23 protein-coding genes are annotated in these 26152 nt (G+C 36.2%); all 23 read right to left on the bottom strand.

The features are described from left to right. Nucleotides 1-6: 6 nt before the first annotated feature. A complete protein-coding gene (locus KI338_RS04270) occupies nt 7-456 on the bottom strand; it encodes a Dps family protein (RefSeq protein WP_212919716.1) in 450 nt (149 codons plus the stop codon). 149 nt (nt 457-605) lie between these two features. Further along, nucleotides 606-2465, bottom strand: a complete 1860-nt coding sequence (gene mutL, locus KI338_RS04265; RefSeq protein ID WP_212919715.1) for a DNA mismatch repair endonuclease MutL — start codon at nt 2463-2465, stop codon at nt 606-608. Between the two features lie 15 nt (nt 2466-2480). Continuing rightward, the gene (gene mutS / locus KI338_RS04260; protein ID WP_212919714.1) at nt 2481-5084 is read right to left on the bottom strand and encodes a DNA mismatch repair protein MutS; all 2604 of its coding nucleotides are present in this window, start codon (nt 5082-5084) and stop codon (nt 2481-2483) included. A gap of 136 nt (nt 5085-5220) precedes the next feature. Continuing rightward, a complete protein-coding gene (gene cotE / locus KI338_RS04255; protein ID WP_212919713.1) occupies nt 5221-5799 on the bottom strand; it encodes an outer spore coat protein CotE in 579 nt (192 codons plus the stop codon). Between the two features lie 289 nt (nt 5800-6088). Next, a complete protein-coding gene (locus KI338_RS04250; protein ID WP_212919712.1) occupies nt 6089-6517 on the bottom strand; it encodes a YlbF/YmcA family competence regulator in 429 nt (142 codons plus the stop codon). Next, nucleotides 6518-8086, bottom strand: a complete 1569-nt coding sequence (miaB, locus tag KI338_RS04245) for a tRNA (N6-isopentenyl adenosine(37)-C2)-methylthiotransferase MiaB (RefSeq protein WP_212919711.1) — start codon at nt 8084-8086, stop codon at nt 6518-6520. It lies immediately after the preceding gene. 217 nt (nt 8087-8303) lie between these two features. After that, nucleotides 8304-8564 (bottom strand): stage V sporulation protein SpoVS, encoded by a 261-nt coding sequence (gene spoVS / locus KI338_RS04240; RefSeq protein WP_010093295.1) that lies wholly within the window; start codon nt 8562-8564, stop codon nt 8304-8306. Between the two features lie 121 nt (nt 8565-8685). Beyond that, nucleotides 8686-9483 carry a 2',3'-cyclic-nucleotide 2'-phosphodiesterase gene (ymdB, locus tag KI338_RS04235; RefSeq protein ID WP_212919710.1) on the bottom strand — a complete coding sequence of 266 codons (798 nt, stop codon included), beginning with the start codon at nt 9481-9483 and terminating at the stop codon, nt 8686-8688. 152 nt (nt 9484-9635) lie between these two features. Beyond that, the gene (gene rny, locus KI338_RS04230) at nt 9636-11204 is read right to left on the bottom strand and encodes a ribonuclease Y (protein WP_373306325.1); all 1569 of its coding nucleotides are present in this window, start codon (nt 11202-11204) and stop codon (nt 9636-9638) included. Nucleotides 11205-11455: 251 nt separating this feature from the next. Then, nucleotides 11456-12502 (bottom strand): recombinase RecA, encoded by a 1047-nt coding sequence (gene recA / locus KI338_RS04225; RefSeq protein WP_212919708.1) that lies wholly within the window; start codon nt 12500-12502, stop codon nt 11456-11458. Between the two features lie 177 nt (nt 12503-12679). Next, nucleotides 12680-13924: a competence/damage-inducible protein A gene (locus KI338_RS04220; RefSeq protein WP_280530721.1), complete on the bottom strand. Its 1245-nt coding sequence runs from the start codon at nt 13922-13924 to the stop codon at nt 12680-12682. Continuing rightward, a complete protein-coding gene (gene pgsA / locus KI338_RS04215) occupies nt 13924-14502 on the bottom strand; it encodes a CDP-diacylglycerol--glycerol-3-phosphate 3-phosphatidyltransferase (protein ID WP_212919707.1) in 579 nt (192 codons plus the stop codon). The genes KI338_RS04220 and pgsA overlap by 1 nt, the downstream gene beginning before the upstream one ends. Before the next feature lie 83 nt (nt 14503-14585). Beyond that, nucleotides 14586-15527 carry a helix-turn-helix domain-containing protein gene (locus KI338_RS04210; RefSeq protein ID WP_212919706.1) on the bottom strand — a complete coding sequence of 314 codons (942 nt, stop codon included), beginning with the start codon at nt 15525-15527 and terminating at the stop codon, nt 14586-14588. Nucleotides 15528-15544: 17 nt separating this feature from the next. Continuing rightward, nucleotides 15545-16336: a DUF3388 domain-containing protein gene (locus tag KI338_RS04205; protein ID WP_212919705.1), complete on the bottom strand. Its 792-nt coding sequence runs from the start codon at nt 16334-16336 to the stop codon at nt 15545-15547. 171 nt (nt 16337-16507) lie between these two features. Continuing rightward, on the bottom strand, nt 16508-16768 hold the full coding sequence (locus tag KI338_RS04200) for a DUF3243 domain-containing protein (RefSeq protein WP_212919704.1): 261 nt from the start codon (nt 16766-16768) through the stop codon (nt 16508-16510). Between the two features lie 97 nt (nt 16769-16865). Next, nucleotides 16866-17582: an elongation factor P 5-aminopentanone reductase gene (gene ymfI, locus KI338_RS04195; RefSeq protein ID WP_212919703.1), complete on the bottom strand. Its 717-nt coding sequence runs from the start codon at nt 17580-17582 to the stop codon at nt 16866-16868. 11 nt (nt 17583-17593) lie between these two features. Continuing rightward, nucleotides 17594-18877 (bottom strand): EF-P 5-aminopentanol modification-associated protein YfmH, encoded by a 1284-nt coding sequence (yfmH, locus tag KI338_RS04190; RefSeq protein ID WP_212919702.1) that lies wholly within the window; start codon nt 18875-18877, stop codon nt 17594-17596. Then, nucleotides 18870-20165 (bottom strand): EF-P 5-aminopentanol modification-associated protein YfmF, encoded by a 1296-nt coding sequence (gene yfmF, locus KI338_RS04185; RefSeq protein ID WP_212919701.1) that lies wholly within the window; start codon nt 20163-20165, stop codon nt 18870-18872. The genes yfmH and yfmF overlap by 8 nt, the downstream gene beginning before the upstream one ends. A gap of 183 nt (nt 20166-20348) precedes the next feature. Continuing rightward, nucleotides 20349-21302: an ABC transporter permease gene (locus KI338_RS04180; protein ID WP_212919700.1), complete on the bottom strand. Its 954-nt coding sequence runs from the start codon at nt 21300-21302 to the stop codon at nt 20349-20351. Beyond that, nucleotides 21303-22349 (bottom strand): ABC transporter permease, encoded by a 1047-nt coding sequence (locus tag KI338_RS04175; RefSeq protein WP_212919699.1) that lies wholly within the window; start codon nt 22347-22349, stop codon nt 21303-21305. Continuing rightward, on the bottom strand, nt 22336-23877 hold the full coding sequence (gene nupO / locus KI338_RS04170; protein ID WP_212919698.1) for an ABC transporter ATP-binding protein: 1542 nt from the start codon (nt 23875-23877) through the stop codon (nt 22336-22338). The genes KI338_RS04175 and nupO overlap by 14 nt, the downstream gene beginning before the upstream one ends. Nucleotides 23878-24062: 185 nt before the next feature. Next, a complete protein-coding gene (locus KI338_RS04165) occupies nt 24063-25166 on the bottom strand; it encodes a BMP family lipoprotein (RefSeq protein WP_280530720.1) in 1104 nt (367 codons plus the stop codon). Between the two features lie 111 nt (nt 25167-25277). After that, nucleotides 25278-26003 carry a GntR family transcriptional regulator gene (locus KI338_RS04160; RefSeq protein WP_212919696.1) on the bottom strand — a complete coding sequence of 242 codons (726 nt, stop codon included), beginning with the start codon at nt 26001-26003 and terminating at the stop codon, nt 25278-25280. Between the last annotated feature and the right edge of the window lie 149 nt (nt 26004-26152).

Raw genomic sequence — 26152 nt, 5'->3', positions numbered from 1 at the left:
TATTACTTATTTATATGCACGATATGCGGAAAGCATCCAAATAAATTTTTCGTAGCTTCCTAGTAGTGTAATTAATAAATCCTTTGTTGGTTCATCCTGTCGCTCATCAGCAAGCTTGAAGCCTTGTTCCCGAATTTCCGAAGCTAATTGCTTATAATCCTCATGTAGCTGATCTATCATTTCATCTTCTTTATCGTCAGCATTCGCTTCTACTAGTGTGGCTTCTTTTAGGTATTTAGACATCGTTGCTAAAGGCTTCCCATCAATCATCAAAATTCTTTCTGCAACAGCATCAAGATCTTCGGCAAATTTTGTATACATCTCTTCAAACAATGCGTGGAGCTGATAAAAATGGCGACCTTGAACAAACCAATGATAGCGATGAAGTTTTACATACATGACAAATTGATTCGAGAGTAATTGATTCAAAAAATTTATTAAGCTTTGATTTTCCATGAGCACTCCACCTTTTCTAGATATCTAGCTATAGGCGCCAATGAAGCTTCCTGAACATGCTTCATTGCTCTTTGTCTCGAATAATTGTAGCAGTAGACACCCTAAGCTGTTCTTATTATCATTTGCGAAGTGCTCTGGTTTTATACCTATTACATCACTCGTTTGAACATTTTTTCCAGTTCGTACGTAGAAAAATGGATGATGATTGGTCGTCCATGAGGACATGTGAATGGATCAGTAGTTTTACGCAAGTCCTCTAATAATCGAAACATATCATCGTTATTCAAATAATGATTTGCTTTAATGGACCGTTTACAGGACATTAAAATAGCTGCTTCCTCACGTATCGATTCAATATCAATTTTTTCACCCTCCATGATTTGCTCAATCATTTCGCGGATAACCTCTTCCTCAAAACCCTTTGGAAACCAATTTGGATGTGCGCGGATAATATACGTTTGATTCCCAAAGCTTTCAAAAAATAAGCCAACCTTTTCTAGTGAATCTTTATAGTGTTCAATAAAAATGGATTCTTGTTTCGAGAATTCGAAGGTCAACGGAATAAGAAGCTCTTGAACTTCATTAGTCGTTTGACCTAACTTTTTCTTGAAAAATTCATATTTAATACGTTCCTGAGCAGCATGCTGATCAATCATGTAAAAACCATTTTCATTCTGGGCGAGGATGTAAGTACCCTGTAGTTGGCCGATTGGATACATCATTGGTACTCTTTCGTTATCAGTAACTATAGCTTCTTCATGAACAGAAGGAATATCATTTATATTTTTTGTATAATCTTCTATTAACATACTGTCAGCGGTATTCTGTATTTCTTTGGGAGCATCTTCTAACTGAATTCCAATTGTATTGTCATTAACCTGTGAATCTATAATAGGCTGCTGGTAATATGTGTTTGGAACGGACATAGTTTCTCTAGAAAACTGTTCGGACTTCCCAAAGTCCATTGTATGTTGAATGGATTGCTTCGGCTTTTCCATCCGCTTTCCTTCAATTTCTGGTATTAAACGAGTTTGTCGAAAACTTTCTCGTATCATTTCTTCAACTAATGCAAATAACTCTTTATCCTTACTAAATCGGGCTTCTAATTTCGTTGGATGTACATTCACATCAACTAATATTGGATCCATTTGAATGCTTAGAACCACAATAGGAGAACGTCCAATAGGTAGAAGCGTGTGATAACCTCTTAATATCGCCTGATTTAATGGTATACTCTTAATGTATCTTCCATTTAATATTATCGAAATATAAGATCTAGATGCCCGCGTAATTTCCGGCTTTGCAATATAACCATAAATCTTAAAGTCTAGTGTTTCTTTTTCAACCTTTAGCATTTTTCTCGCTACACCCATCCCATAAACCTGAGCAATCACCTGAAGTATATCTCCAGTTCCAGGTGTTTTAAACAATGGTTTTCCATTATGGGTCGCCTCAAATCGAACCTCTGGGTGTGATAATGCTAATCGATTTAAAAGGTCTGTTATATGGCCTAATTCAGTATGAATGGTTTTCATATATTTTAAACGAGCAGGCGTATTATAAAATAAATCAGAGACCGTGATTTCTGTACCTTTTCTAGCATCGCTTCTACCCCTTTCGGTAACAATGCCTCCTTCTAGTGACAAAAAGGTACCAGCCCCATCTCCTTGTGAAGTCTTAATTGTTAAACGGCTAACAGAAGCAATACTTGCCAATGCTTCACCACGAAAGCCTAATGTCTGCACGTGAAATAAATCTTGTTCGTTACGAATTTTGCTTGTAGCATGGCGGAGAAAGGCATTTTCGACATCTTCCTCTGCCATCCCTTCTCCATTATCCGTTATTTTAATTTCTTGTAATCCTGCTTCCTCTATATCGATTTTGATCCAGGTACTACCTGCATCAATACTATTCTCAACTAACTCTTTGACTACGGAAGCAGGTCTTTCGACTACCTCTCCCGCTGCTATTTTGTTCGCTAAGGCATCAGGCATTTGAAAAATTTTCATTAGAAAGAACCCTTTCTATTCTTGCAAGCTAGCTTTCACCTTTTGTTTTGCAAGTTTTTGTAGTTGATGAAGCTCATTCATCGCTTCAAGTGGTGTCATATCAAATAGGTCTAGTCCTGTTAATTGACGAATTAGTAATTCATCTGTTTTATCAATCGTTTTTGATTTCTTAGGCTCCACTTCTTCCTCTACAAAGAAAGATAGCTGATTGGTTTCTTCTACTTCAGTGTAGGAAGTCTGTGAATCATTGTTCTCCAGCTGGTTTAAAATAATGCTGGCGCGTTTAATTAATTTATCCGGAAGATTAGCGAGCTTAGCTACATGAATTCCATAGCTCTTATCTGCTGCACCATCTTTTATTTGGTGGAGAAATACAACATTCCCCTCATATTCCTCTGCTCGCACATGAATATTCCGTAATCTAGGCAGATTATCCTCTAGGGCTGTTAATTCATGATAATGAGTAGAGAATAATGTCTTTGCATGAATATGATCGTGAATATACTCGACAATCGCCTGTGCAAGGGCCATACCATCATACGTACTTGTACCTCGACCAATTTCATCCAGCAAAATTAAGCTTCTTTCGGTAGCATTTTCAATTGCATGATTTGCTTCTAACATCTCCACCATAAAGGTACTTTGTCCTGAAACCAGATCATCTGCAGCACCAATTCGCGTAAATATCTGATCAAAAATAATAAGCTCTGCCTCATCACAAGGCACAAAGCAACCAATTTGTCCCATAATAGCAATTAGGGCAAGCTGCCTCATATAGGTACTTTTACCAGACATATTAGGACCAGTGATTAGTAAAATACTTTTTTCATCATCAAGTACAATATCATTTGGTACAAACGTATCATTTTCCATTACTTGTTCAATAACAGGGTGACGACCGTTTTTAATTTGTAGCTTCTTCTCTACGAATGTTGGACGTTTATAGTTATTAGCCTCACTAACCGTAGCGAATGCTTGTAAAACGTCAATCTTACTAATCACATCTGCAAGATATTGAATTAGTGGTATTTGTTCCTTAATTTTCTCGCGGATTTCAGTAAAAAGCACGTATTCTAAATCAACACTTTTTTCCTCTGCTTCTAGAATTAACTGCTCCTTTTCCTTTAGCTCAGGAGTTATAAACCGTTCTGCGTTCGTTAACGTTTGCTTCCGTTCATATTTACCCTCTGGTAACAGGTGGAGATTTGCTTTTGTTACTTCGATATAGTATCCAAAAACTCGATTATATCCGATTTTTAAGGATTTAATATTGGTCTCCTGTTTTTCTTTTTTCTCGAGTTCAGCAATCCAACGTTTACCATTTCGTGAAGCATCTCGGTATTGATCCAATTGCTCATGGTAACCATCTTTGATAATAGATCCTTCCTTGATGGACATTGGTGGATCCTCCATAATACTCGTTTCCAATAGGTTAACCAATTCCTCTGGGTATTCGATTTGAGAAGCAAGTCCATTAATCTGTTTATGATCAAACTGATTCAATAATCCCTTGATATCGGGAAGTCGTTTTAAAGACTTTTTTAATTGAATCAGGTCCTTAGCGTTCACGTTGCCAAATGCTATTCTACCTGCAAGTCGCTCCATATCATATACAGATTTTAGACTTTCTCGTAAAGAATCCCGTTCTAGGAAGGCGTGGAAAAATCCTTCAACTACAGATAATCGCTCTTCGATTACCCGCTTATCTAATAGCGGTCGCTCCAACCATTTCTTTAATAGTCTAGATCCCATTGCAGTAACTGTTCTATCTAAAACCCATAATAAACTACCATGTTTACCCTTACGGAGTATTGATTCGGTTAATTCTAAATTACGCTTCGAATACATATCAAGAGATAGGTATTGATCAAGCTCAATTATTTCTGCTTGCTTTAAATGATCTAACGAACGCTTTTGCGTATATTGTACATAATTTAGTAGTCTACTAAACGATTTTACAAGCCTTTCGTCGTTCAAATTTTCACATAAATCTCGATATTCCCCATTAAATGTAACCTCATCCTGATAAGACAATGTTACCTGTAATCTGTCCTTTAACTGTCTTTGTAAATCCTCTGGTAGATTAGAAGAAATGACTATTTCTTTAATCGGTTGATTATACAATTCGTGAATGACCCGATCAAAGCCTAATGTAATATGGGCAACCCTACTCTCTCCTGTTGAAAGATCACAATAAACTACAACAAAAGAACCGTCTTTAAAATGCGAAAGACTAGCTATAAAATTATTATTCCGTTCGTTTAACATTGTACTATCCATGACAGTTCCAGGGGTTATGAGTTGAACAACTTCTCGCTTTACTACTCCTTTAGCTGTCTTCGGATCCTCTACCTGCTCACAAATGGCAACTTTATACCCCTTCTCAACTAATGTTCTGATGTAATTTGTAGCAGAGTGATACGGAACTCCGCACATTGGAATAGGTTCATCCTGTCCACCATCTCGCTTCGTTAAGACTATTTCTAATTCCCTAGATGCCTTAATAGCATCTTCAAAAAACATTTCATAGAAATCGCCCAGCCTAAAAAATAAAAAAGCATCTTGATGATCTGCTTTAATTTTCAAATATTGCTCCATCATTGGTGTATATTTTGCCATTACAAAATCCTCCAAAAGCCTACATTTTATTCTATTATTATAGCATAAAATGGATTAGAACCAATGAAATGATTTAGCTATTGAACCGATAGGACCTATAAAAAAAACTTACGAGGAACACCCCCTCGTAAGCTAATTAGTCTTTACTTCTACTGCTACTTTCAAGAAAGTCAGGATTTACATCAGCTAACTCATCTTCTGTGACGACATAATCCCAGCTTTCATCGTCATCATCAGCCATTTTATGGCCTTTTGGTTTTACCTTCACATAAACTTTTGTCTCACCAACGACTTGAACTAAAAACTCTCGCTCAATATCTACTAGAATTTTATTACCCTGATTAGAAATACGGCACTCAAGGCAATTTGGTTGCTGAAGCACTTTACAAATAACATCATAATCATCGTTAATGCAGTTCTCATCCAGAACTCCTAAAGGGATGTAATCACAATATGTTACTCTTTCAGTGACAACCTCCGTTTTTGTATTATCATTATAGGAATACCAAATGTTAATGTCGTAGCTCCCATTAACTTCAATGGTATCTTCTGATTTTTTCTTTGCATTATAGAGATGATTAATTACCCAGCATCCTAGAATACTGGTCGGTCTATGTGATGGCGTAACGGAATGAGTAGCTTGCGTGAACTTTTTACCTTTTCCAATAACCGCTTTTGTAATTACTTCTCGGTAATCTTTATCTAGAAAACTCATAATTACGTTTACCTCCTCTTTTTTCATAGTCATTTTATGCAAGACAAATACCTAAAGTGCATAACGTTTCTAGGAAAGGTTGAGGAGAAAAAATAATGCTGAGTGAGAAGCCGATAGGTAGCAGTTTTTTCAAAGGATTGGACCAAATTTTCCATTTAAAAATTTAATATTATTTATTCAATTGAGTCCTATTTGAGGTATAAATTTTGTTAATTGAAGAAGTAACTTTAGCCGATTTGCATTCACTTCATTCACATCATAAAAAGAGGCGAGAATTTTCTCGCCTCTTTTAATGGTCGCAGCCAATACTGTGTTTCTCACCTGAAGCTGTTTTACCGGTTAGAGGATCTCCACCAGTTGATTCTATTACACGGTTTGTCACTTCTCGAGCAATAGTAGTAGAAACTAATTGCAATACATCATTTACAACTATTTGTGTTTCTTTAAATTCCTGTACCACTGGAATTTCATCAATTTCCGTTTGCAAACGGTCAATTTCTTCTTCAATACGCTTTAAAGCTTCCCTTTTTTCATATGCTTGGAAATTAACTGCTTGCTTTTGTAAGGTTTTTATTTTTTGAATCGTTTTTTGCACCTTTTGATTCTCATTTAACTTTGCCTCTACTTGCTTAAAACGATCTATTTCCTCTGTATTAGCAAGCATTTCAGCTAGCTTTTTCGCTTCCGCAAGAACTTCTGAACGTGTATATTCCGCCATTTATTTCACCTCAACTGTATTTTCAACCATAATACCATTTAAAGACCATGTTTTAGCTTCGGTAATCTTAACATCAACAATTTTACCTATTGCAGACTTAGGTCCAACAAAGTTAACTAATTTATTCTTCTCCGTATAACCAGCAAGAATATTTGGATCTTTCTTACTTTCTCCTTCAACAAGGACTTTTACTATTTTATCCTTATAAGTCTTCATGGAGTCAGCAGATTGCTTGTTTACTAATTCATTTAAACGATAGAGACGCTGCTTCTTCACTTCCTCTGGTACATCATCCTTCTTCATCGCTGCAGGAGTACCTTCACGTGGTGAATAAATAAATGTATATGCAGCCTCAAAGCCTACCTCTTCTACTAAGGATAAAGTCTCCTCAAATTGTTCCTCTGTCTCATTAGGGAATCCTACAATAATATCTGTAGTTAATGTAGCATTTGGAATAGCTTTTCGGATTTTACGAACTAACTCCAAATAATCCTCACGCGTATATTTACGATTCATTCGTTTTAAAACTTCACTACTACCGGACTGTACTGGTAAATGAATATGGTCTAACAGATTTCCGCCTTTTGCTAACACTTCAATAAGGTGATCATCAAAATCTCTTGGATGTGAGGTCGTAAAGCGCACCCTCGGAATGTCAATTTTTCGTATGTCATCCATTAAATCTCCAAAACGATAATCAATGTCCTCAAAGTCTTTACCGTAGGCATTAACATTCTGTCCAAGTAGGGTTATTTCTTGATAACCCTGAGCAGCTAGTTGACGAATTTCTTGGATAATATCCTCTGGTCTACGACTTCTTTCCTTACCACGAGTCATTGGTACGATACAGTATGTACAGAATTTATCACATCCGTACATGATATTTACCCAAGCCTTAATTTTACCATTTCTAACCTTAGGAAGGTTCTCAATAATATCTCCTTCCTTAGACCATACTTCTACAACTTGGGCTTTACCAAACATAGCTTCTTTCACTAAATGTGGTAAGCGGTGAATATTATGGGTACCGAACACCAAGTCTATATGCTGGTGTTTTTTCATAATACGGTCTACCACAGATTCTTCTTGTGACATACAGCCACAGACTCCAAGAATTAAGTCGGGCTTCTCTACCTTCAGTGGTTTTAAATGACCAATTTCTCCAAATACTTTATTTTCTGCGTTTTCACGAATAGCACAAGTATTTAATAGGATAAGGTCTGCCTCATTCGTTTCTGAAGTTGCTTCATATCCCATTTCAGTTAATATTCCTGCCATTACCTCTGTATCATGCTCATTCATTTGACAGCCATATGTACGAATCAAAAACTTCTTTCCTTTTCCTATTTGCTGCATGTCCTCAGGAATGGAAAAATCATAATGAAATTGTACCTCTTCACGACGACGTTTTCTTGCTTTCTTTAAATCCGGTGGCTGATAACTAGTTTGAAAATATTTTGCAATCATTTCATCACTAGTCATATTCTTAATCCGTTCCATATTATCTTGAGCAGATGGGTTATCTACTCTATTTATCTGAGCTTGTTCAAGCCGTTGTTGTTCATTCACATTACATACTCCTTTCTAATCAGGAAAAAATCTTATGTATAGGTGTACATTATAACAGTATATAGCCTTTTAACCATTTTAACAATATTTGTGAATATACGACACAATATTTTCGGTTATTTATTTATAATCCTTTTTACCATATTTGTAGTAAAGCTATACTTTATAAAATAAAAAGTGCTACGCATTATCGCGTAACACTATCCCAAGATTTTTCCTATCGAGGTTCAACAATCAATTTTATCGCTGTTCGTTCTTCATTATCAATCATAATGTCGGTAAAGGCTGGTATACATATTAAATCTACACCACTTGGGGCAACAAATCCTCTAGCGATTGCAACTGCTTTTACGGCTTGGTTTAATGCTCCCGCACCGATTGCCTGTATTTCCGCTGTGCCACGTTCACGTAAAACATTCGCGAGTGCTCCTGCTACTGAATTAGGATTTGATTTTGCTGAGACTTTTAATATTTCCATTACTAGTACCTCCCTTATATCCTATTATAGTTCTATAGCTACTATATTCTTTTAGGCGTTTGCTTATAACCTTATTATGCATCAATAATTCGAAAAATTCAAATTTCCTTAAGGTATAATACTAGTTTATGAATGGATGGTCATCATTTATCATGATGCGTTCTATATTCGTTGCTTTACTACTAGCTTGATCTAATGTAACTAAGACAGCATTAAGCTGTGCTCTTCCAGTTTTATCGGGCTCAAATCTTACCGGTAGGCTTGTTAAAAATTTCTTAATAACTGAATCTCGCTCCACTCCAAGAATTCCATCGTACGGACCTGTCATACCCACATCTGTAATATATGCAGTTCCATTCGGTAAAATGCGATTATCTGCTGTTTGTGTATGGGTATGGGTTCCGACAACTGCACTAACACGCCCATCTACATACCAGCCCATTGCTTGTTTTTCGCTTGTTGCCTCAGCATGAAAATCCAAAAAGATGATATTTGTCCTTTTTTTGGCTTCTAAAATCAGTTCATCTACTTTTCTAAACGGGTCATCAATAGCAGGCAAGAAGGTTCTTCCTTGTAAATTTAAAACTGCAACCTCAGTTCCATTAATATTAATATAGGTTAATCCTTTTCCTGGTGTTCCTTCGGGAAAATTAGCGGGACGAATCAAATTTTTGGCATCATCAATAAACTCATAGATTTCCTTTTTGTCCCAAGTGTGGTTACCCATTGTGATGACCTGTGCACCCCATTCCATAAATTGTTTGTATATCTTCTCAGTAATCCCTTTTCCTGAGGCACTATTTTCACCATTAATGACAATAACCTGTGGCTTATATTTCTCTTTTAACTTAGGAAGGTATTCTTGTACCATATTCCTTCCAGGAGAACCAAAAACATCCCCAATAAATAAAATTTTCATTAATCTCATCCTAACATTCATTCTATAATTAGTTTTCCATATATTTCTATGAAAGTCAAAGCAGTAAAATATGATAATACAATATTGTTTATTCATGAACCGCGTAAAGAAACACAAAAGTGGAGGATGTTCATCCCCCACTTTTCACGTTTTTATTTCGCATATTCTACTGCTCTTGTTTCACGAATGACAGTCACTTTAATATGACCAGGGTAATCTAGCTCACTCTCAATACGTTTGCGAATATCACGAGCAATGCGTGCGGAATCAATATCATCTATTTCATCCGGCTTCACCATAATACGAATTTCTCTTCCTGCCTGGATTGCATACGATTTTTCAACACCTGAGAATGATTCAGATATTTCTTCAAGCTTTTCTAAACGCTTGATATAGTTCTCCAAGGTTTCACTTCTTGCACCAGGGCGCGCTGCAGATAAAGCGTCTGCTGCGGCAACTAGGACTGAAATGACGGAAGTTGGTTCTTCGTCACCGTGGTGTGATGCAATTGCATTAATTACTACCTCGTGTTCCTTGTATTTCATCGCTAGCTCTTTACCGATTTCAACGTGGCTACCTTCTACCTCATGATCAATGGCTTTACCAATATCATGTAGTAATCCGGCTCTTCTTGCTAATCTTTCGTCTTCACCTAACTCAGCAGCTAATAAGCCTGACAGGTACGCTACTTCTGTTGAATGCTTTAATACATTTTGACCATAGCTTGTACGATATTTTAAGCGACCAAGAATTTTAATCAAATCAGGATGTAGACCATGTACGCCAACCTCAAATGTTGTTTCTTCACCGACTTCTCGTATATACTCATCCACTTCACGTCTAGCTTTATCCACCATTTCTTCGATCCTTGCAGGGTGAATTCTACCATCTTGGACAAGTTTTTCTAATGCTATACGAGCTATCTCTCTTCGAATCGGGTCAAAACCAGATAGTATTACCGCTTCTGGTGTATCATCAATGATTAAATCGATTCCTGTTAATGTTTCTAATGTTCGAATGTTTCGACCTTCACGACCAATAATACGACCTTTCATTTCATCATTTGGAAGATTTACAACAGATACAGTTGTTTCAGCAACGTGGTCTGCAGCACAGCGTTGTAACGCCATAGATAAGATACTTTTCGCTTTCTTATCTGCTTCTTCTTTTGCACGATTTTCTGCCTCTTTTATCATAATGGCTGATTCATGTGCCAATTCTTTTTCAAGCCGCTCTAAAATAATTGTTCTTGCCTGATCAGTAGTATACCCAGAAATGCGCTCAAGCTCTGTCTGCTGCTCTTGTAGCGTTGTTTCCACTTTGCTTTCCATTTCTTCAATTTGTTGTTGTTTTTCTGCTAGTGATAGTTCTCGCTTTTCAAGCATGAGCTCTCGCTTGTCTAAAGTTTCACTTTTTCTATCCAGATTTTCTTCTCTTTGCATCAGGCGATTTTCTTGCTTTTGTACCTCAGAACGACGTTCACGTAATTCCTGCTCTGTCTGCTGGCGAAGCTTATGATTTTCGTCCTTCGCCTCAAGAAGCGCCTCTTTTTTGGCGGCATCTGCATTTCGATGTGCTTCTTCAACTATTTGCTTTGCTAATGTTTCCGCACTGGAAATTTTTGCTTCCGCAATAGATTTACGAATCAGATAACCAACAAACAAACCGACTATAAGGGAAATTACGACAAGCAAAATGGAGATGAGAAAGTTTTCTCCCACGTTTTCACCTCCTCTTGCTATAAAATTGTTTCGGCTCATTCATTTAAATTTGTCGGTGTGTACCATATTCAATGAATAAATTTGTCTTCGTATAATAAAATTATAAAATTATACATACTAATTTTATCTTTATGGAAAAATAATGTCAAGGAATCGACATAAAAAATATCTTTGCAATAAAAGAGGTCTATCACTCAAAATATACTACCTAAAACGGTTGTAATTTTGAATGATAGACCTTTTAGAGATTGTTATACATCTAGTGTTTCTTGTGTTGGTTCTTCTAGATCATCTTGTGGTATCTCTACTTCACCATCTAAATTGTAATGTTCACGAATAGCTTCTTCAATTTCAGCAGCCATATCTTTATTTTCAATTAGGAAAGCCTTAGCATTTTCTCTACCTTGTCCAAGCCTTTCTCCTTGATAGGAATACCATGCTCCACTCTTTTGAACAATATCAAGTTCAGCACCGATATCAATTATTTCTCCTTCTTTTGAAATACCTTCACCGTACATGATATCCACTTCTGCTTGTTTAAAAGGAGGCGCTACCTTGTTTTTCACAACCTTAATCTTCGCTCTGTTACCAACCATGTCATTGCCTATTTTTAAGGTTTCAGCACGGCGCACTTCCAGCCTTACTGATGAATAGAACTTCAATGCACGACCACCTGGAGTAGTTTCAGGGTTACCAAACATAACACCAATTTTTTCACGTACTTGGTTAATGAATATAGCCGTAGTTTTTGATTTGTTTATTGTTCCAGATAACTTTCTTAAAGCCTGGGACATTAGTCTCGCTTGTAATCCTACATGGGAATCTCCCATTTCTCCCTCAATTTCTGCTTTCGGTACTAGTGCTGCTACTGAGTCTATAACGATAACATCAACAGCTCCACTACGAACTAATGCTTCTGCGATTTCAAGTGCTTGTTCCCCAGTATCTGGTTGTGACAATAATAGTTCATCAATATTAACACCTAATGCTCTTGCATAGGTTGGGTCTAATGCATGCTCCGCATCAATAAATGCAGCTTGACCACCATTTTTTTGCACCTCTGCAATGGCATGTAATGCTACTGTTGTTTTACCCGAAGATTCTGGACCATATATTTCGATGATTCTTCCTTTAGGGTAACCACCTATTCCTAATGCAATATCTAATGCAAGCGACCCACTTGAGGTTGTTGCTAATTTTACATCTGCCTGTTCACCAAGTTTCATGATGGAACCTTTTCCGAACTGCTTCTCTATTTGCCTTAATGCCATCTCTAAAGCTTGTTTTCTATCACTCAACGAAACTACCTCCTTATATTAACTATATCTATCATACATGGTTTTTAATGTTTTGCCAAGTAAAATCCGAATAAATGTTCCCCTATTTTGTTAGGTAATTAGTTTTCTATTTTACTATTTTTATAATAAATTACTTGCTATTAGTGATTTTTACAGGAAAAAACCTACGTAATTATATCATTTTAAGAGATTATATAGAAGTTCATAACCCTTCAATACCGCACGATGTCTTATTCCCTCACGATCACCAGTAAGCTCATACTTATTCACGATATGTTTCCCGTCTTTGATATACACTGAAATATAGACAGTTCCAACCGGCTTCCCTTCGATTGAATCAGGTCCTGCAATACCAGTAAAGCTAATTCCAACAGATGCATGCAGTAATTCTGAAACTTTTTTAGCCATTTCTAGTGCACATTCACGACTGACAGTACCAAAGGTGTCAATTATTTCATTCTTTACTTTTAAGACATTTCTTTTTACGGACTCGTCGTAACACACGATTGATCCTTGGCAAACCTGTGACACTCCTGGAACAGAAATCAATTTTTCAATAAACTTTCCGCCTGTAAGACTTTCAGCAGAAGCAATTTTAAGGTTATTTTCTATTAGTCTGGAAACGATCGTCTGTTCAATTGTTTCATCATTTGTTCCAAAATAATATTCTCCTACCTTCGATAGAATTTCTTCCTTTGTCTGATTAAGAAGCAGCATAGCTTCTTCCTCTGACGATGCCTTAGCAGTTAACCGTAAAACAACACCATCGTTTTGTGCCAATGGAGCAATGGTTGGGTTGATCTGGCTATCTATAAGTTCTTTAAGCTCATGCTCGAGCTGTGATTCACCAATCCCAATAAATCGTAGAACTAGGGATTGAATAATATCCTTCTGTTTTAGTTTTTTACGCAAATATGGAATAACATCCTCAAGCATCATAGCCTTCATTTCACGAGGAACCCCGGGTAGGAATACCCATATCGTTCCCTCGTAATGAACAATCATTCCAGGAGCCATTCCCATGCTGTTTCTAATGACCTTTGCACCACTGAATATTCTTGCTTGCTTTCGATTGTTTGGGGTCATAGTAACGTTTAGTCTAGAAAAATATGCTTCTATTTTATCCATGGATTCTTGATGCTCATCTATACTTAATCCACTAAGTAATTGAAATGCTTCCCGAGTTAAATCGTCATCCGTAGGTCCAAGCCCACCAGTGACAATAACTATATCTGAGCGCTCTTGCGCTAACTGAAAGGTATTCTGAACACGGTTGAGATTATCACCAACTACTCCGTGATAATATACATTTATACCGTGAAAAGCCAAATGCTCAGATATCCACTGAGCATTTGTGTTTGCAATTTGACCCAAAAGAAGTTCTGTACCAACTGCAATGATTTCTGTTTTTATCGTTTTCATTATTTTGAATCCCTCATTACATGCCAATTTTTAGCAAAATAATCATAGCCAGAAAGAACCGTAAAGAATAGTGCGATATAAAGCATAATTGTACCAAACGGAATAGCTATAAACGAGAACGGGAAATTATGTAGTAATAAACATGCAATTGCGATCATTTGTGTTGCTGTTTTTAATTTACCCATTTTACCTGCCGCTAACACAATTCCTTCTCCTGCCGCTACTAGTCGTAAACCAGTGATAGCAAATTCTCTACTAATGATAATTATGACAATCCATGCTGGAGCAAGCCCCATTTCTACAAGTAATATAAGTGCAGCCGATACTAAAAGCTTATCTGCTAAAGGGTCTAAAAACTTCCCTAAATTGGTCACTAAATTATGTTTTCTAGCATAGTGACCATCAATCCAGTCTGTGGCGGAAGCAATAATAAATAGTACAGCACCAACAAAATGAGAAATTGGTAATGTTGTATTACCTATATCCCATTCTCCCCAATTAAATGGTACAGCCATTAATATAATAAAGATTGGTATTAATAAAATTCTAGAAAAGGTTATCTTATTCGGTAAATTCATTATCCGATTCCTCCCATTTGATTCGAAAGAAAGAAAGGGAATGTCCAAGGAGGGCCCTCCTTTACTAAGACATCCCCTTCTGCTTATTCATTTTCTTTAATTACATTTAACCAAATTTTTTGATGATCAGCACCTCTTTGACTTGGGTCAACAGGGTATTCTAGTGTTTCATCATTAATCGTTATCGTTAAATTTGGTGCAGAACCAACATTCAAATAGATTTGCTCCTGTCCAGTCATATCGACAGTAGTTTTTTCAGTTGGCTTAACAAACCCACTAAAAAACTTTTGCCCATTACCATTTTCGACATCAAGCCATACTTGGACATTAGCAGCTTCAAATTCGAAGGTTAATGAATCACCCACATTAGATAACTCAATGGTAGATGTTGGCTTAATACCAGTGCCAGCTTCTACCACTTCCATCGAAAGAGTCGAATTCTCATCAGTTTCAGCTGATGAATCCTCATCATTATTATCCGAATCTTCCGTTGCATCACCAGTATTCTCATCTGTATCCTGATCTTCTTCATTATTTGTATCGTCATTCGTATTTGTATTTTTATTCTCTGTTTCTCTCGTAATGTAATCATCTGAATTTGCATTAGGAGTAGTTTTATTTTCATCATTTGCTTTGGAGATTACAAACCACCAAACTACAAAGATTATACCAAAGATTAATATAATGACAAATAATGTAGGAATGATAGAAAAAATAGCTGAGTTTTTTGTTGGCATATTATCTTTTCGAGAACGATGGATTCTCGTATACTGAGTAGTTGTATCCTCACTAGGCGAAGGTATTTCTTCACTAAACTCAGCCATCAACTCGTTTGGGTCTAAACCAACAGCAATAGCATATTCCCTAATAAATGCTTTTGTATAAAACTTCCCTGGCAAAACAGAAAAATTTTCCTCTTCGATTGCCACGAGATATCTTTTTTGAATTTTAGTCGTTTCTTGTAAGCTATCTAACGATATTTCTTTAGCTTCTCTTGCATCTCTAAGTCTTGATCCAATACCCATATCTAACACCATCCAGTTTAATAATCGAACATAGAAAATCCACTACCCTGGTTAAATTGTGCTCTTTCCACTACATCATAAGTTATTTCTTCATTTTCGTCACTTCGGAGTTCGATAATATAATCAAAATCGTCGATATTATACTCAGTCGCCTGAACAAAAATATCTGGATGCTCCACCACTTTTATTGCGGGAAGTTGCATAATCTCCCGGATTAATTGCCAATGTCTCTCATTTGCCTTTTGTTTGGAAACAATCCCGTCAATAATGAAAATATTATCACTACTATATTCTCCCTCAATCAATTGATTGCGTACCGTTTGTTTGATGAGCGTACTTGATACAAATAACCACCGCTTATTTGCACACACACTGGCGGCAACAATGGATTCTGTTTTTCCAACTCTAGGCATACCTCGTATTCCAATTAATTTATGCCCATCTTGTTTGTAAAGCTCCGCCATAAAATCAACTAGTATCCCAAGCTCGTCTCGTATAAACCTAACTGTCTTTCTATCGTCCGCATCTCTATGTATATATTTGCCATGTCTAACAGCTAATCTATCACGTAATTTTGCTTTTCTTAGTTTTGTTAATCTTATTGTATCCATTGTATTTAAAATCAATTTTAAACGAGTAATCTGTTCGTTATTATCAGCTAGCAACAGCATTCCTCTTCGGCCATTTTCAACACCATTTATGGTTACAATATTTATTGATAACATACCTAGTAAAGAAGATATTTCACCTAGTAGTCCCGGGCGATTTATTCGTATTTCATATTCTAAATACCATTCTATCTTCCCCACTAAGCTCTCTCCTTTGTACATAAAATCAAATTTTAAAGTACGTATACATTTATAATAAATGATTTTCACATTTGTTTAAAGACATTCGTTGAAATTTATTTTCTAAAGTTTTCCTTTAGAAAGGAAAAGAAGCTACGACACACACGCAGCTCCTTTTTTCACTTGTTAGTCTTAGCCATTATTAGCTTCGTTTTGTACCAATTTCACCATTGAATTGGCAATTGCCTGCTGTTCTTCCTTAGAAGCAGCATTCCATAATTCACGCAAAACAGCTTCTTCACTATTTTTAGCATCAACACTTTTTGCAAGATAGTCTCCAACCTCATATGCAACTTGAGAAATCGTTTGTTGTGACATCCCCTGTGCTTGAGCTTGCTCTAATCTATTTGCTAAAAATTGCTTCCAAGAATCAAAATTTTCAAGAACAGACATTTTTCATTCCTCCTTCTCGTTATACAACTATAGTATTTGAAGTTATTTTTTGATTATACATGCTGTAAACGAGAAGTTAATATATATATATATCAGATCAATGCCATCCGCCTGTTACTCTTATTATTTCACCGTGAATGTAGTTTGATTTATCACTCAGTAAGAAGCTTACTGTATTAGCAACATCCTTAGGTAAACCGGGCCGATTTAGGGGAATTTCTTCTAGTAAAGCTTCCTTTTCATCGGCACTTAGTGGATTCATTTTTGTATCAATAAAACCAGGGCTAACAGCATTAACTAGTATTCCACTTGGACCAACTTCCTTTGCTAATGCTTTTACAAAACTATTTTGGGCACCTTTTACAGTGGAATATAAGACCTCATTGCTTGCTCCTACCTCTCCCCAAATAGAGGAGATAAAAATTATTTTTCCGTTTTTCCTCAGTAGCATATCTCCAAGAAGAGCCTTCGTAATTAATAGAGGAGCTCCTATATGAATAGAAAACATCTCTTCCATTACCTCATCTGGTGTTTCTTGAAACAAGCCATAATACGCAATTCCACTTGCGAAAATAATCGCATCTACTGGATACGCTATTTTTTCCAAAAAGTCACTAATATTAGCCATTTTACTTAGATCGGCCTTAATGAACCCTAATATTGATTCAGCTTTAGCATTCTCCAGTATAGTATCAATTGCATCTCTATTTTGATGATAATGAAGGATCAATTGGTGACCATCCAATATTAGCTGCTCTGTAATGGCGCTACCAATAGCTCCACTCGCACCAATAATTAAAATGTTTTTCCCCATCGCAGTTTCTCCTACTCCGCTACAATTTTACAAACGCCTAAACGCTCTTCATCAATCCAGTCCTGTAGATACTGATTGGCATCTTCAACAGATAGGTTTTGAATGGTTGGTATTAACTCAAAAAAATCAACCCCAACCGTATGATAATGAATATATTTGCCAGCAATATTTTCAAGCGAATTCATTGAACGTAGCAATTGGCCAATTTTCTTACGCTTCATACGCTCAAAATCCTCTGTCGGGATTTCCATTGTTTTAGTTGAAAGTAATAATTCTTTAATCTTCGCTGTAAATTGGTCGGGATTATCCGTATTTCCACCAATAATCGAATAACCAAAGTTTTTTTCTAAATTAGTCTCAAAATAGAAACTAGAATCAATTAGTTTCTCCTGATAGAGCTCATCATAGAATTGCCCACTCTTTGAGAAGAAGTATGTCATCATAATGTCCTGTAAAATATCTTTACGAATAAAGTCTTCTCCTTCAAGCTCTTGAATGGATTCCTTTATTCCCACTGTACATTTTGGAACAGATACAGGCATGGTAAGTTTGTATTCTTTATGGGCAACCTCTTCAGGCTCTTTCGGATAATCTCGTTGAATATCTTCTAGCTTAGCAAATTCTTTTGCCTGCTGATTTTCTTTCACTAATGATATCATTTGTTCTGGATCAAAATTTCCTGCTATAAATAAGGTCATATTTCCCGGATGATAAAAGGTGTTATAGCATGTATATAGATCATCCTTAGTAATTTCCGCAATAGAATCTACTGTTCCCGCAATGTCAATATTTACTGGCAAATTTTTAAATAAACTTCGTAACGTACCCATAAAGGACTGCCAATCAGGTTGGTCATCATACATTTTAATTTCTTGGCCAATGATTCCTTTTTCTTTTTCTACAGAGGCTTCGGAAAAATAGGGATCCTGTACAAAGTCAAGTAATGTTTTCACATTTTGATCGATATTGGTTGTAGCAGAAAAAAGATAAGCAGTTTTTGTAAATGAAGTATAGGCATTTGCCGATGCACCTTGCTTTCCGAAATCAGTAAACACATCACGATCTTCCTTTTCAAAGAGCTTGTGCTCTAAAAAATGGGCAATTCCGTCTGGAACAGTAATTAACTCCGTTTCCCCTATCGGTACAAAGCTCCTGTCGATAGCCCCATAATTCGTTGAAAAGATAGCATAAGTCTTAGACATGGCTGGTCTTGGTAATAAAAAGACAGTTAACCCACTATCTAATTTCTCGTGATAAATTGTCTCCTTAATATGACGATAATCTTTATTACTCATTCGCAGAAACTCCTTCACTTGTTAATAGATAGACCGTATCCTCTTGGATTTTCTTGCCAACCTCTATAACCTCGTCTATTGTAACGTTCTTTATTTGTTCAATTAATTGATCAGGTTTTAATTCTTTTTCCGCTATAACTTGTTGATACAGCATTTCGATAATACCTTGTGGATGATCTAATGTTTCTAAGAGCTGATTTACAATTAACTCTTTTGTCTCAGATAAATCGTCTTCCGTGATGTCTCCTTCTTTCATTGCTTTCATTTGTTCTTCTATAATATCTTTTGCCTTTTGATAATTTTCAGGAGCAATTCCACTAAATACAAGGAGCAGCCCCTTATGGCTTTCAATTCGGGATGATGCATAATAGGCTAAACTATTTTTCTCACGTACATTAATAAATAACTTTGAATTCGGAAATGCACCTAATATCCCATTGAATACCTGTAAAGCCGGATATTCTGCATCTTGATATCGAATATTGGTGCGGTAACCAATATGCAGTTTTGCTTGTTGGACATTTTGTTTATCCACCACTTCTCTCGGCTCTTTTCTCTTTGATGTACTCTCCTCTTCTACATCATTTTTAACAGAGGTGGTTCTTTTCTCTTGCTCAATAATTGGAGAGATAATTTTTTCCATTTTATTGGAGTCGAAATCACCTAATACATATACATCTATTTGGTCCTCTTGAAGAAGCTCGATGTAATATGTGTATAAATCTTCTGGAGTAATCTGATCTAAATCTTCTTCATAACCATGGACATGAAGCTGAAATAGCTCTCCATCGCACATTTCATCAATTAATCGCATATTGGCATATCTCATCTTATCATCTATAACAGACTTTATCTTCTGTCTAAGCGTTTCACGCTCTCTATTAAATATCGATTCGTTAAATGCTTGATCCTTTGTATTAGGTTTAAAAATCACCTCATTTAAAAGCTTAACCGCGTCCTCAACAATACTTGATTCATTTGGTATGAATTTTTCATTTGCAACTTCTAATCGAAAACTTAGAATATGATGGTTTCCTTTTTTTCCTCCATCAATCGATAACACTGCACCATATAAATCATCTAAAGCGATTTGCAGTTCTTTTCTACTAGGATACTTGCTCGGACCTTGCTGTAGTACATAAGGCAATAATGCTCGTTTCGTAATTGATTCTCTATTAAGTCTCGCTTTAAATTTTACTACAATATTAACCGTCTTAAATTTTTCGTTTGGAATCAAATGTAACGTAATGCCGTTCTGATTTTTCACTTCTTCATTTATCGTCACCATACTATTTCCTCCAATTATCGATATACATTTGTGGGCTACCCTTTAGTTTGTACGTATTTTCTCAAATCCATTAATTTTTTATTATCCATAGTTTACCATTAATCGTTTTTAGTAGCTATTGACAACGATAAAAAAGGCCTGCCTCTTCTGTATGATATACAGAAAGGACAGACCTTGTTTTGTTTATCTACTACCTTTAACGTAAGGTATACCATTTGCACGTGGTGCATCTGCGCGACCAATAAATCCTGCTAAAGCAAGAATTGTTAATACATATGGAGCAATTAGTAAATAGATTTGTGGAATATCCTCTAACAAAGGAATTCCAGTGCTTACGACACTTAAGCTCTGTGCAAAACCAAAGAACAATGCTGCTCCCATTGCACCAAGCGGATGCCATTTCCCGAAAATAACTGCTGCCAATGACATAAAACCTTGTCCAACAATCGTTGAGTGAGAAAAGTTAGAGACGATGGTTAAAGCAAAGACAGATCCACCTAAACCTCCTAAAGCGCCTGAAATTAACACGGCAATATAACGCATCTTATATACGTTAATTCCATTAGTATCTGCTGCCATAGGATGTTCACCAACAGCACGTAGGCGTAATCCAAAAGCTGTTTTATATAGAACAAACCATGCAATAAATGCAACGATAATGGCAACATATGAGGTAATATAAATACCCTCGAAAAAGATAGGTCCTATTATCGGAATATCCGATAGTATTGGAATGTTCGTTGAGTTAAACGGCTCGGCAACCATATCTGTTTGACCTTTTCCGTACCAAACCTTCGTTAAATAAACTCCAACACCAAGAGCGAGCATATTGATTGCAACACCACTTACTGTCTGGTCAGCTCTAAACGATACAGACGCTACTGCGTGTATAGCCGAGAATAATGCTCCGACAATAGTAGCAACGATAATTGAAATCCATGGGGTAAAATTCCCAAACACATCAGCAAATGTAAGGTTAAAAATAATTCCAACAAATGCCCCTATTACCATTAAACCTTCTAATCCAATGTTAATAACACCAGACCGTTCACTAAATACTCCTCCCAATGCAGTAAAGATAAGGGGTGCTGAAAAGAATAATACAGTAGGCACGATGGATGCTAAAATATCAAGCACTTATTTCCCCTCCTTTTTAAAGCGAGTTAATGTCCAGCGAATAATGTAGCTTGACGCTACGAAGAATATTATGATAGCAATGATAATATCAACTAACTCAGTCGGAACACCGGCACTTGGCATTTCTCCTGCACCTTCTTTTAATACTCCAAACAGGATAGCAGCAAGGACAACTCCTAAAGGATTGTTTGCTCCCAGTAATGCAACAGCTATTCCATCAAAACCAAGGTTCGTAAAGCCAGAAATAACTGAAACTGTTCCATATGTTCCTAATCCTTCCATTACACCTGCCAGTCCAGCAAAGACACCCGATATTACCATGGAAAGGACAATATTTTTGCTAACATTCATACCAGCATATTTGGATGCATGGCGATTAAAGCCAACTGCCTTTAATTCATACCCAACTGTAGTACGGTTGATAACAAACCACATCACAGCTGCAGCAAATAAGGCTATTAAAATACCATAGTGTAGTCTAGAATAGAAGGTAATACTTTGTAACCATTCTGATCCTAAAGATGCAGATGAAGCAATCTTTTCTGTAGTTGTCTTATGTTCTGTTAAAACAGAACGAACAATTTCATTTGATACAAATAAGGCTATATAATTCATCATTATAGTGACAATTACTTCATGTACACCCAATTTTGCTTTTAGTATTCCTGGAATAAATCCCCAAATTCCCCCAGCTAATGCACCTGCAATGATAGCAAGTGGTAAGTGAATGATCATTGGAGCCTCGATAGCTATTCCAACCCATACTGCGGCAAGCCAACCAACTATTACCTGCCCCTCAGCACCGATATTAAATAAACCTGTACGGAAAGCAAAAGCAATTGCAAGTCCAGTTAAAATTAATGGTGTAATTCTTCTAATTGTTTCTCCAATGGTGAATGCATCATAAAACGCTCCGTTCCATAGGGCAGTATATCCTTCAATAGGGTTGTGACCAGAAACAAGCATTATAAGGGCACCAACAAGTAATCCAAGTAAAACAGATATAATTGGTACAAGGATACCGAATAGACGATTATTTGATGTCATTTGAATCACCTGCCCCATTTATAGTACTACCCGCCATTAGCAATCCTAGTTCTTGCTCATTCGTCTCTGTCGGCGTAAGATTTGCAACAATTTTCCCATCAAACATTACGGCAATTCGGTCACTAACGTTCATTATCTCGTCCAATTCAAACGAAACTAGTAATATAGCTTTTCCTTTGTCTCGTTCTTCTATTAACTTTTTATGAATAAACTCTATTGCTCCAACATCTAAACCACGAGTAGGCTGGGCAGCAATTAAGAGATCAGGTGAACGGTCAATTTCTCGTCCAATTATTGCTTTTTGCTGGTTTCCTCCTGATAATGCCCTAGCAGGGGTATATTCACTTGGTGTTCGTACATCATACTCTTCAATTAATTCTTTCGCCTTTTTATAAATTTCTTTGTAATTTAGTACAGATACTTTTGAAAAAGGCTTTTGATAGTATGTCTGTAATACCATATTGGCACCAATTGGATAATCCAGAACAAGTCCATATTTATGGCGATCCTGGGGGATATGTCCTAATCCGCTCTTAGTAACATTTCTTGGACTAAGATTTGTAATATTTTTGTCGTTAAGCATAATTTTTCCAGAACGAGACTTACGAAGTCCAGTAATTGCTTCTATTAGTTCAGATTGACCATTCCCATCAACACCCGCTATCCCTACAATCTCTCCTGCACGGACATCAAGATTTAATCCTTTTACTAAATCTATTTTTCTTACATCCTGAACAAATAAATCTTCAATATGTAAAACAACCTCTTTTGGTTCAGCCGGTTTTTTATCTGTTTTGAAATTAACTTCTCTGCCGACCATGAGAGAGGCAAGCTCGTCTGGGTTAGTATCCTTCACCACTACTGTTCCAATACCTTTACCCTTACGAATTACCGTACAACGGTCACATACCTCCATGATTTCTTTTAATTTATGCGTTATTAGAATAATAGATTTTCCTTCCTTCACTAATGAACGCATTATATCCATAAGCTCATTAATTTCCTGAGGAGTTAGTACTGCTGTCGGTTCATCAAAAATCAATACCTCGGCGCCACGGTATAAGGTTTTTAAAATTTCCACTCGTTGCTGCATACCAACAGAAATATCTCTGATTTTAGCTGATGGATCTACCTTTAAGCCGTAGCGATCAGAAATTTCACGAATCTCTTTTTCTGCTTCTTTAATATTTACACTACCAAACTTACCCTTTGGTTCGCTTCCAAGAATAATATTTTGTGTTACGGTAAACGGTTCTACTAGCATAAAATGTTGGTGAACCATCCCTATTCCAAGATTATTCGCTACATTAGGATTGGTAATCTTTACTTTTTCCCCGTTAACACGAATTTCACCAGCTTCTGGTTGATATAAACCAAATAAAACGTTCATTAATGTGGATTTTCCAGCACCATTCTCACCTAAAAGGGCATGAATCTCCCCTTTTTTTAATTGGACTGTAATGTTATCGTTTGCAACAATACCCGGAAACTCTTTTCGGATATTCAGCATTTCAATTACATATTCCACTGATGTCACCTCTCTTTTATTCTCTATTCCATTCATGGGTTATTTTTAATAATTGAATGATTATATTTTAGTATAAAATCACCAAATGAAAAAGACGAACCTAGTTTCATCAGTCTTCATTTGAGGATTTTAATGAAAAGATTAGAAAAGACCCTCATAAGGTCTTTTCTAATCTATTATATTTCTTATAGCCCTTCTTCAAACGTTTTTAATTCCTCACGGGTAGTAGGAACCTTTACTTCACCCTTCAGAATTTTATCTTTCCATTCATTAACAGTGTTAATAATTTCTTCAGTCATAGCTTCTTGATTTGTAGTAGCAAAGCCGATTCCATCTTCTTCAATACCAAATTCTAATTTTTCTCCACCAGGAAACTCATTTTTCATTGACATTGTAGACACGTTTTCTACAGCTACATCTACACGTTTAATCATGGATGTAAGTGTTACGTTTTGGTCTCCTACTTTACCTTCTTCGTGTTGGTCACGGTCTACACCAATTACCCAAATTTCACGATCTGCATCATTTTGTTTTAGGTCTTTTGCTTGGTTAAATACACCATTACCTGTTGCACCTGATGCATGATAGATAACATCAATACCGTTATTATACATGTTTGTAGCGATTAATTTACCCTTAGCAGGATCGCCAAAGCTTTCTGCATATTGTACATCAACTTCGATATTAGGATTTACTGATTTTGCACCTGCAATAAATCCCGCTTCAAATTTATTAATTAGAGGAGAATCAATACCTCCAACAAATCCTAATTTGTTTGTCTTGGTTTTTAGAGCAGCAGCTACACCAACTAAAAATGATCCTTCATGCTCTTTGAAAGTAATACTTACTACGTTAGGTAGTTCAATAACGTCATCAACGATTGCAAAGTGTAAATCAGAATTTTGCTCTGCAATTGTAGTTAAATCTTCTTTAAGTTCGAAACCAATTCCATAGATAAGATCATATTTATTACGTACTAAACGAGTTAAGTTCGGAATATAATCTTCTTTTGCATTTGATTGTTCGTAAGTATAGCCTTCTCCTTCAGTTAAACCATTTTGTTCACCAAATACTTTTAACCCTTCCCATGCGGATTGGTTAAATGATTTATCATCCACTCCACCAAGGTCTGTTACCATACCAACTTTAAAATCATTAGAATCTTCATTTTTAGCAGTGTCTCCAGAGTTATTGTTGTTACCTTTTTCTTTGTTATCTCCACCACCACAGGCAGCTAAAAATAATCCTAAACTTAGAATCAATACAACTAGTAAGCCTAATTTTTTCATGGACAAAGCCCCCTAAATAAATTTTTTTAAAAAATAGTAATGTTATTATGTAACCACATTAAATTCCTCGACAGTAAAAAATCACCTCCTAAAATGCGTGTTTCCATCCTTCTATATACGTTTCCGGAAGACATGAAAACTAAACACATCTGAACGAAAGTAGTTAAGAGAATAAAGAACTGGTTCGTCATTATCCGTATAATGCATTTGTTTTAACAATAACAAGGATTGTTCGAAATCACAGTTTAATATTCCATAAATCTTTTCATGATAAGTTACTGGTTCTATATAGGTGATAGCATAGCTAATTCTTTTTCCCGTATGTTGTTCAATTACCTTAAACAAGGAATCCTCTGTATGGGCAGCTTCAATAGGAATTAGGTCTTTTGGCACCTTATCAATACAATATACGACTGGTAATCCGTCCGCAGTACGGACACGTTCAAGTTTTGCCAATTCTCTTACTTCTAAAGGCATAAATTTAGACTTTTCTTCCTCAGTTGGTTCGATAATATCCGTTAGGAAGAACTGTGAACCTGGTTTTTTACCAGCCTGCTCAATCATATAAGTCACACTTGTTAGCTCTTCAATACCAGAAGATACAATAGGTTTAGGATTTACAAATGTCCCCACCCCATGCTTTCGAATAACAACATTGTCTTCTTCTAAAAGCCGAAGTGCTTCACGTAAAGTAGCCCTTGATACACCTAATTGCTTTGATAATTCAAATTCAGATGGAAGCTTTTCATTTGCTTTATATTTACCGCTTTCAATATCTTGTTTTATTCTATCGATTACCTGTAAATATAAATGCCTCGAGTCCACTTTTATAGACATAAGAGCCCCCCTGCTTTTTACCTAGAAAAAATTCAAGGTAAAGGAATTACGACAAACTCTGACAACCATACCTTGAATAATATATCATTATTTTATAAACAAATAAATAGTTTTATTTAAAATTTCGAGTCTTACCACATTTTTATTCT

This window comes from Ornithinibacillus bavariensis, assembly GCF_018333235.1.
Taxonomy (GTDB): domain Bacteria; phylum Bacillota; class Bacilli; order Bacillales; family Amphibacillaceae; genus Ornithinibacillus; species Ornithinibacillus bavariensis.
This window is presented reverse-complemented; position numbering and strand designations above follow the sequence as displayed.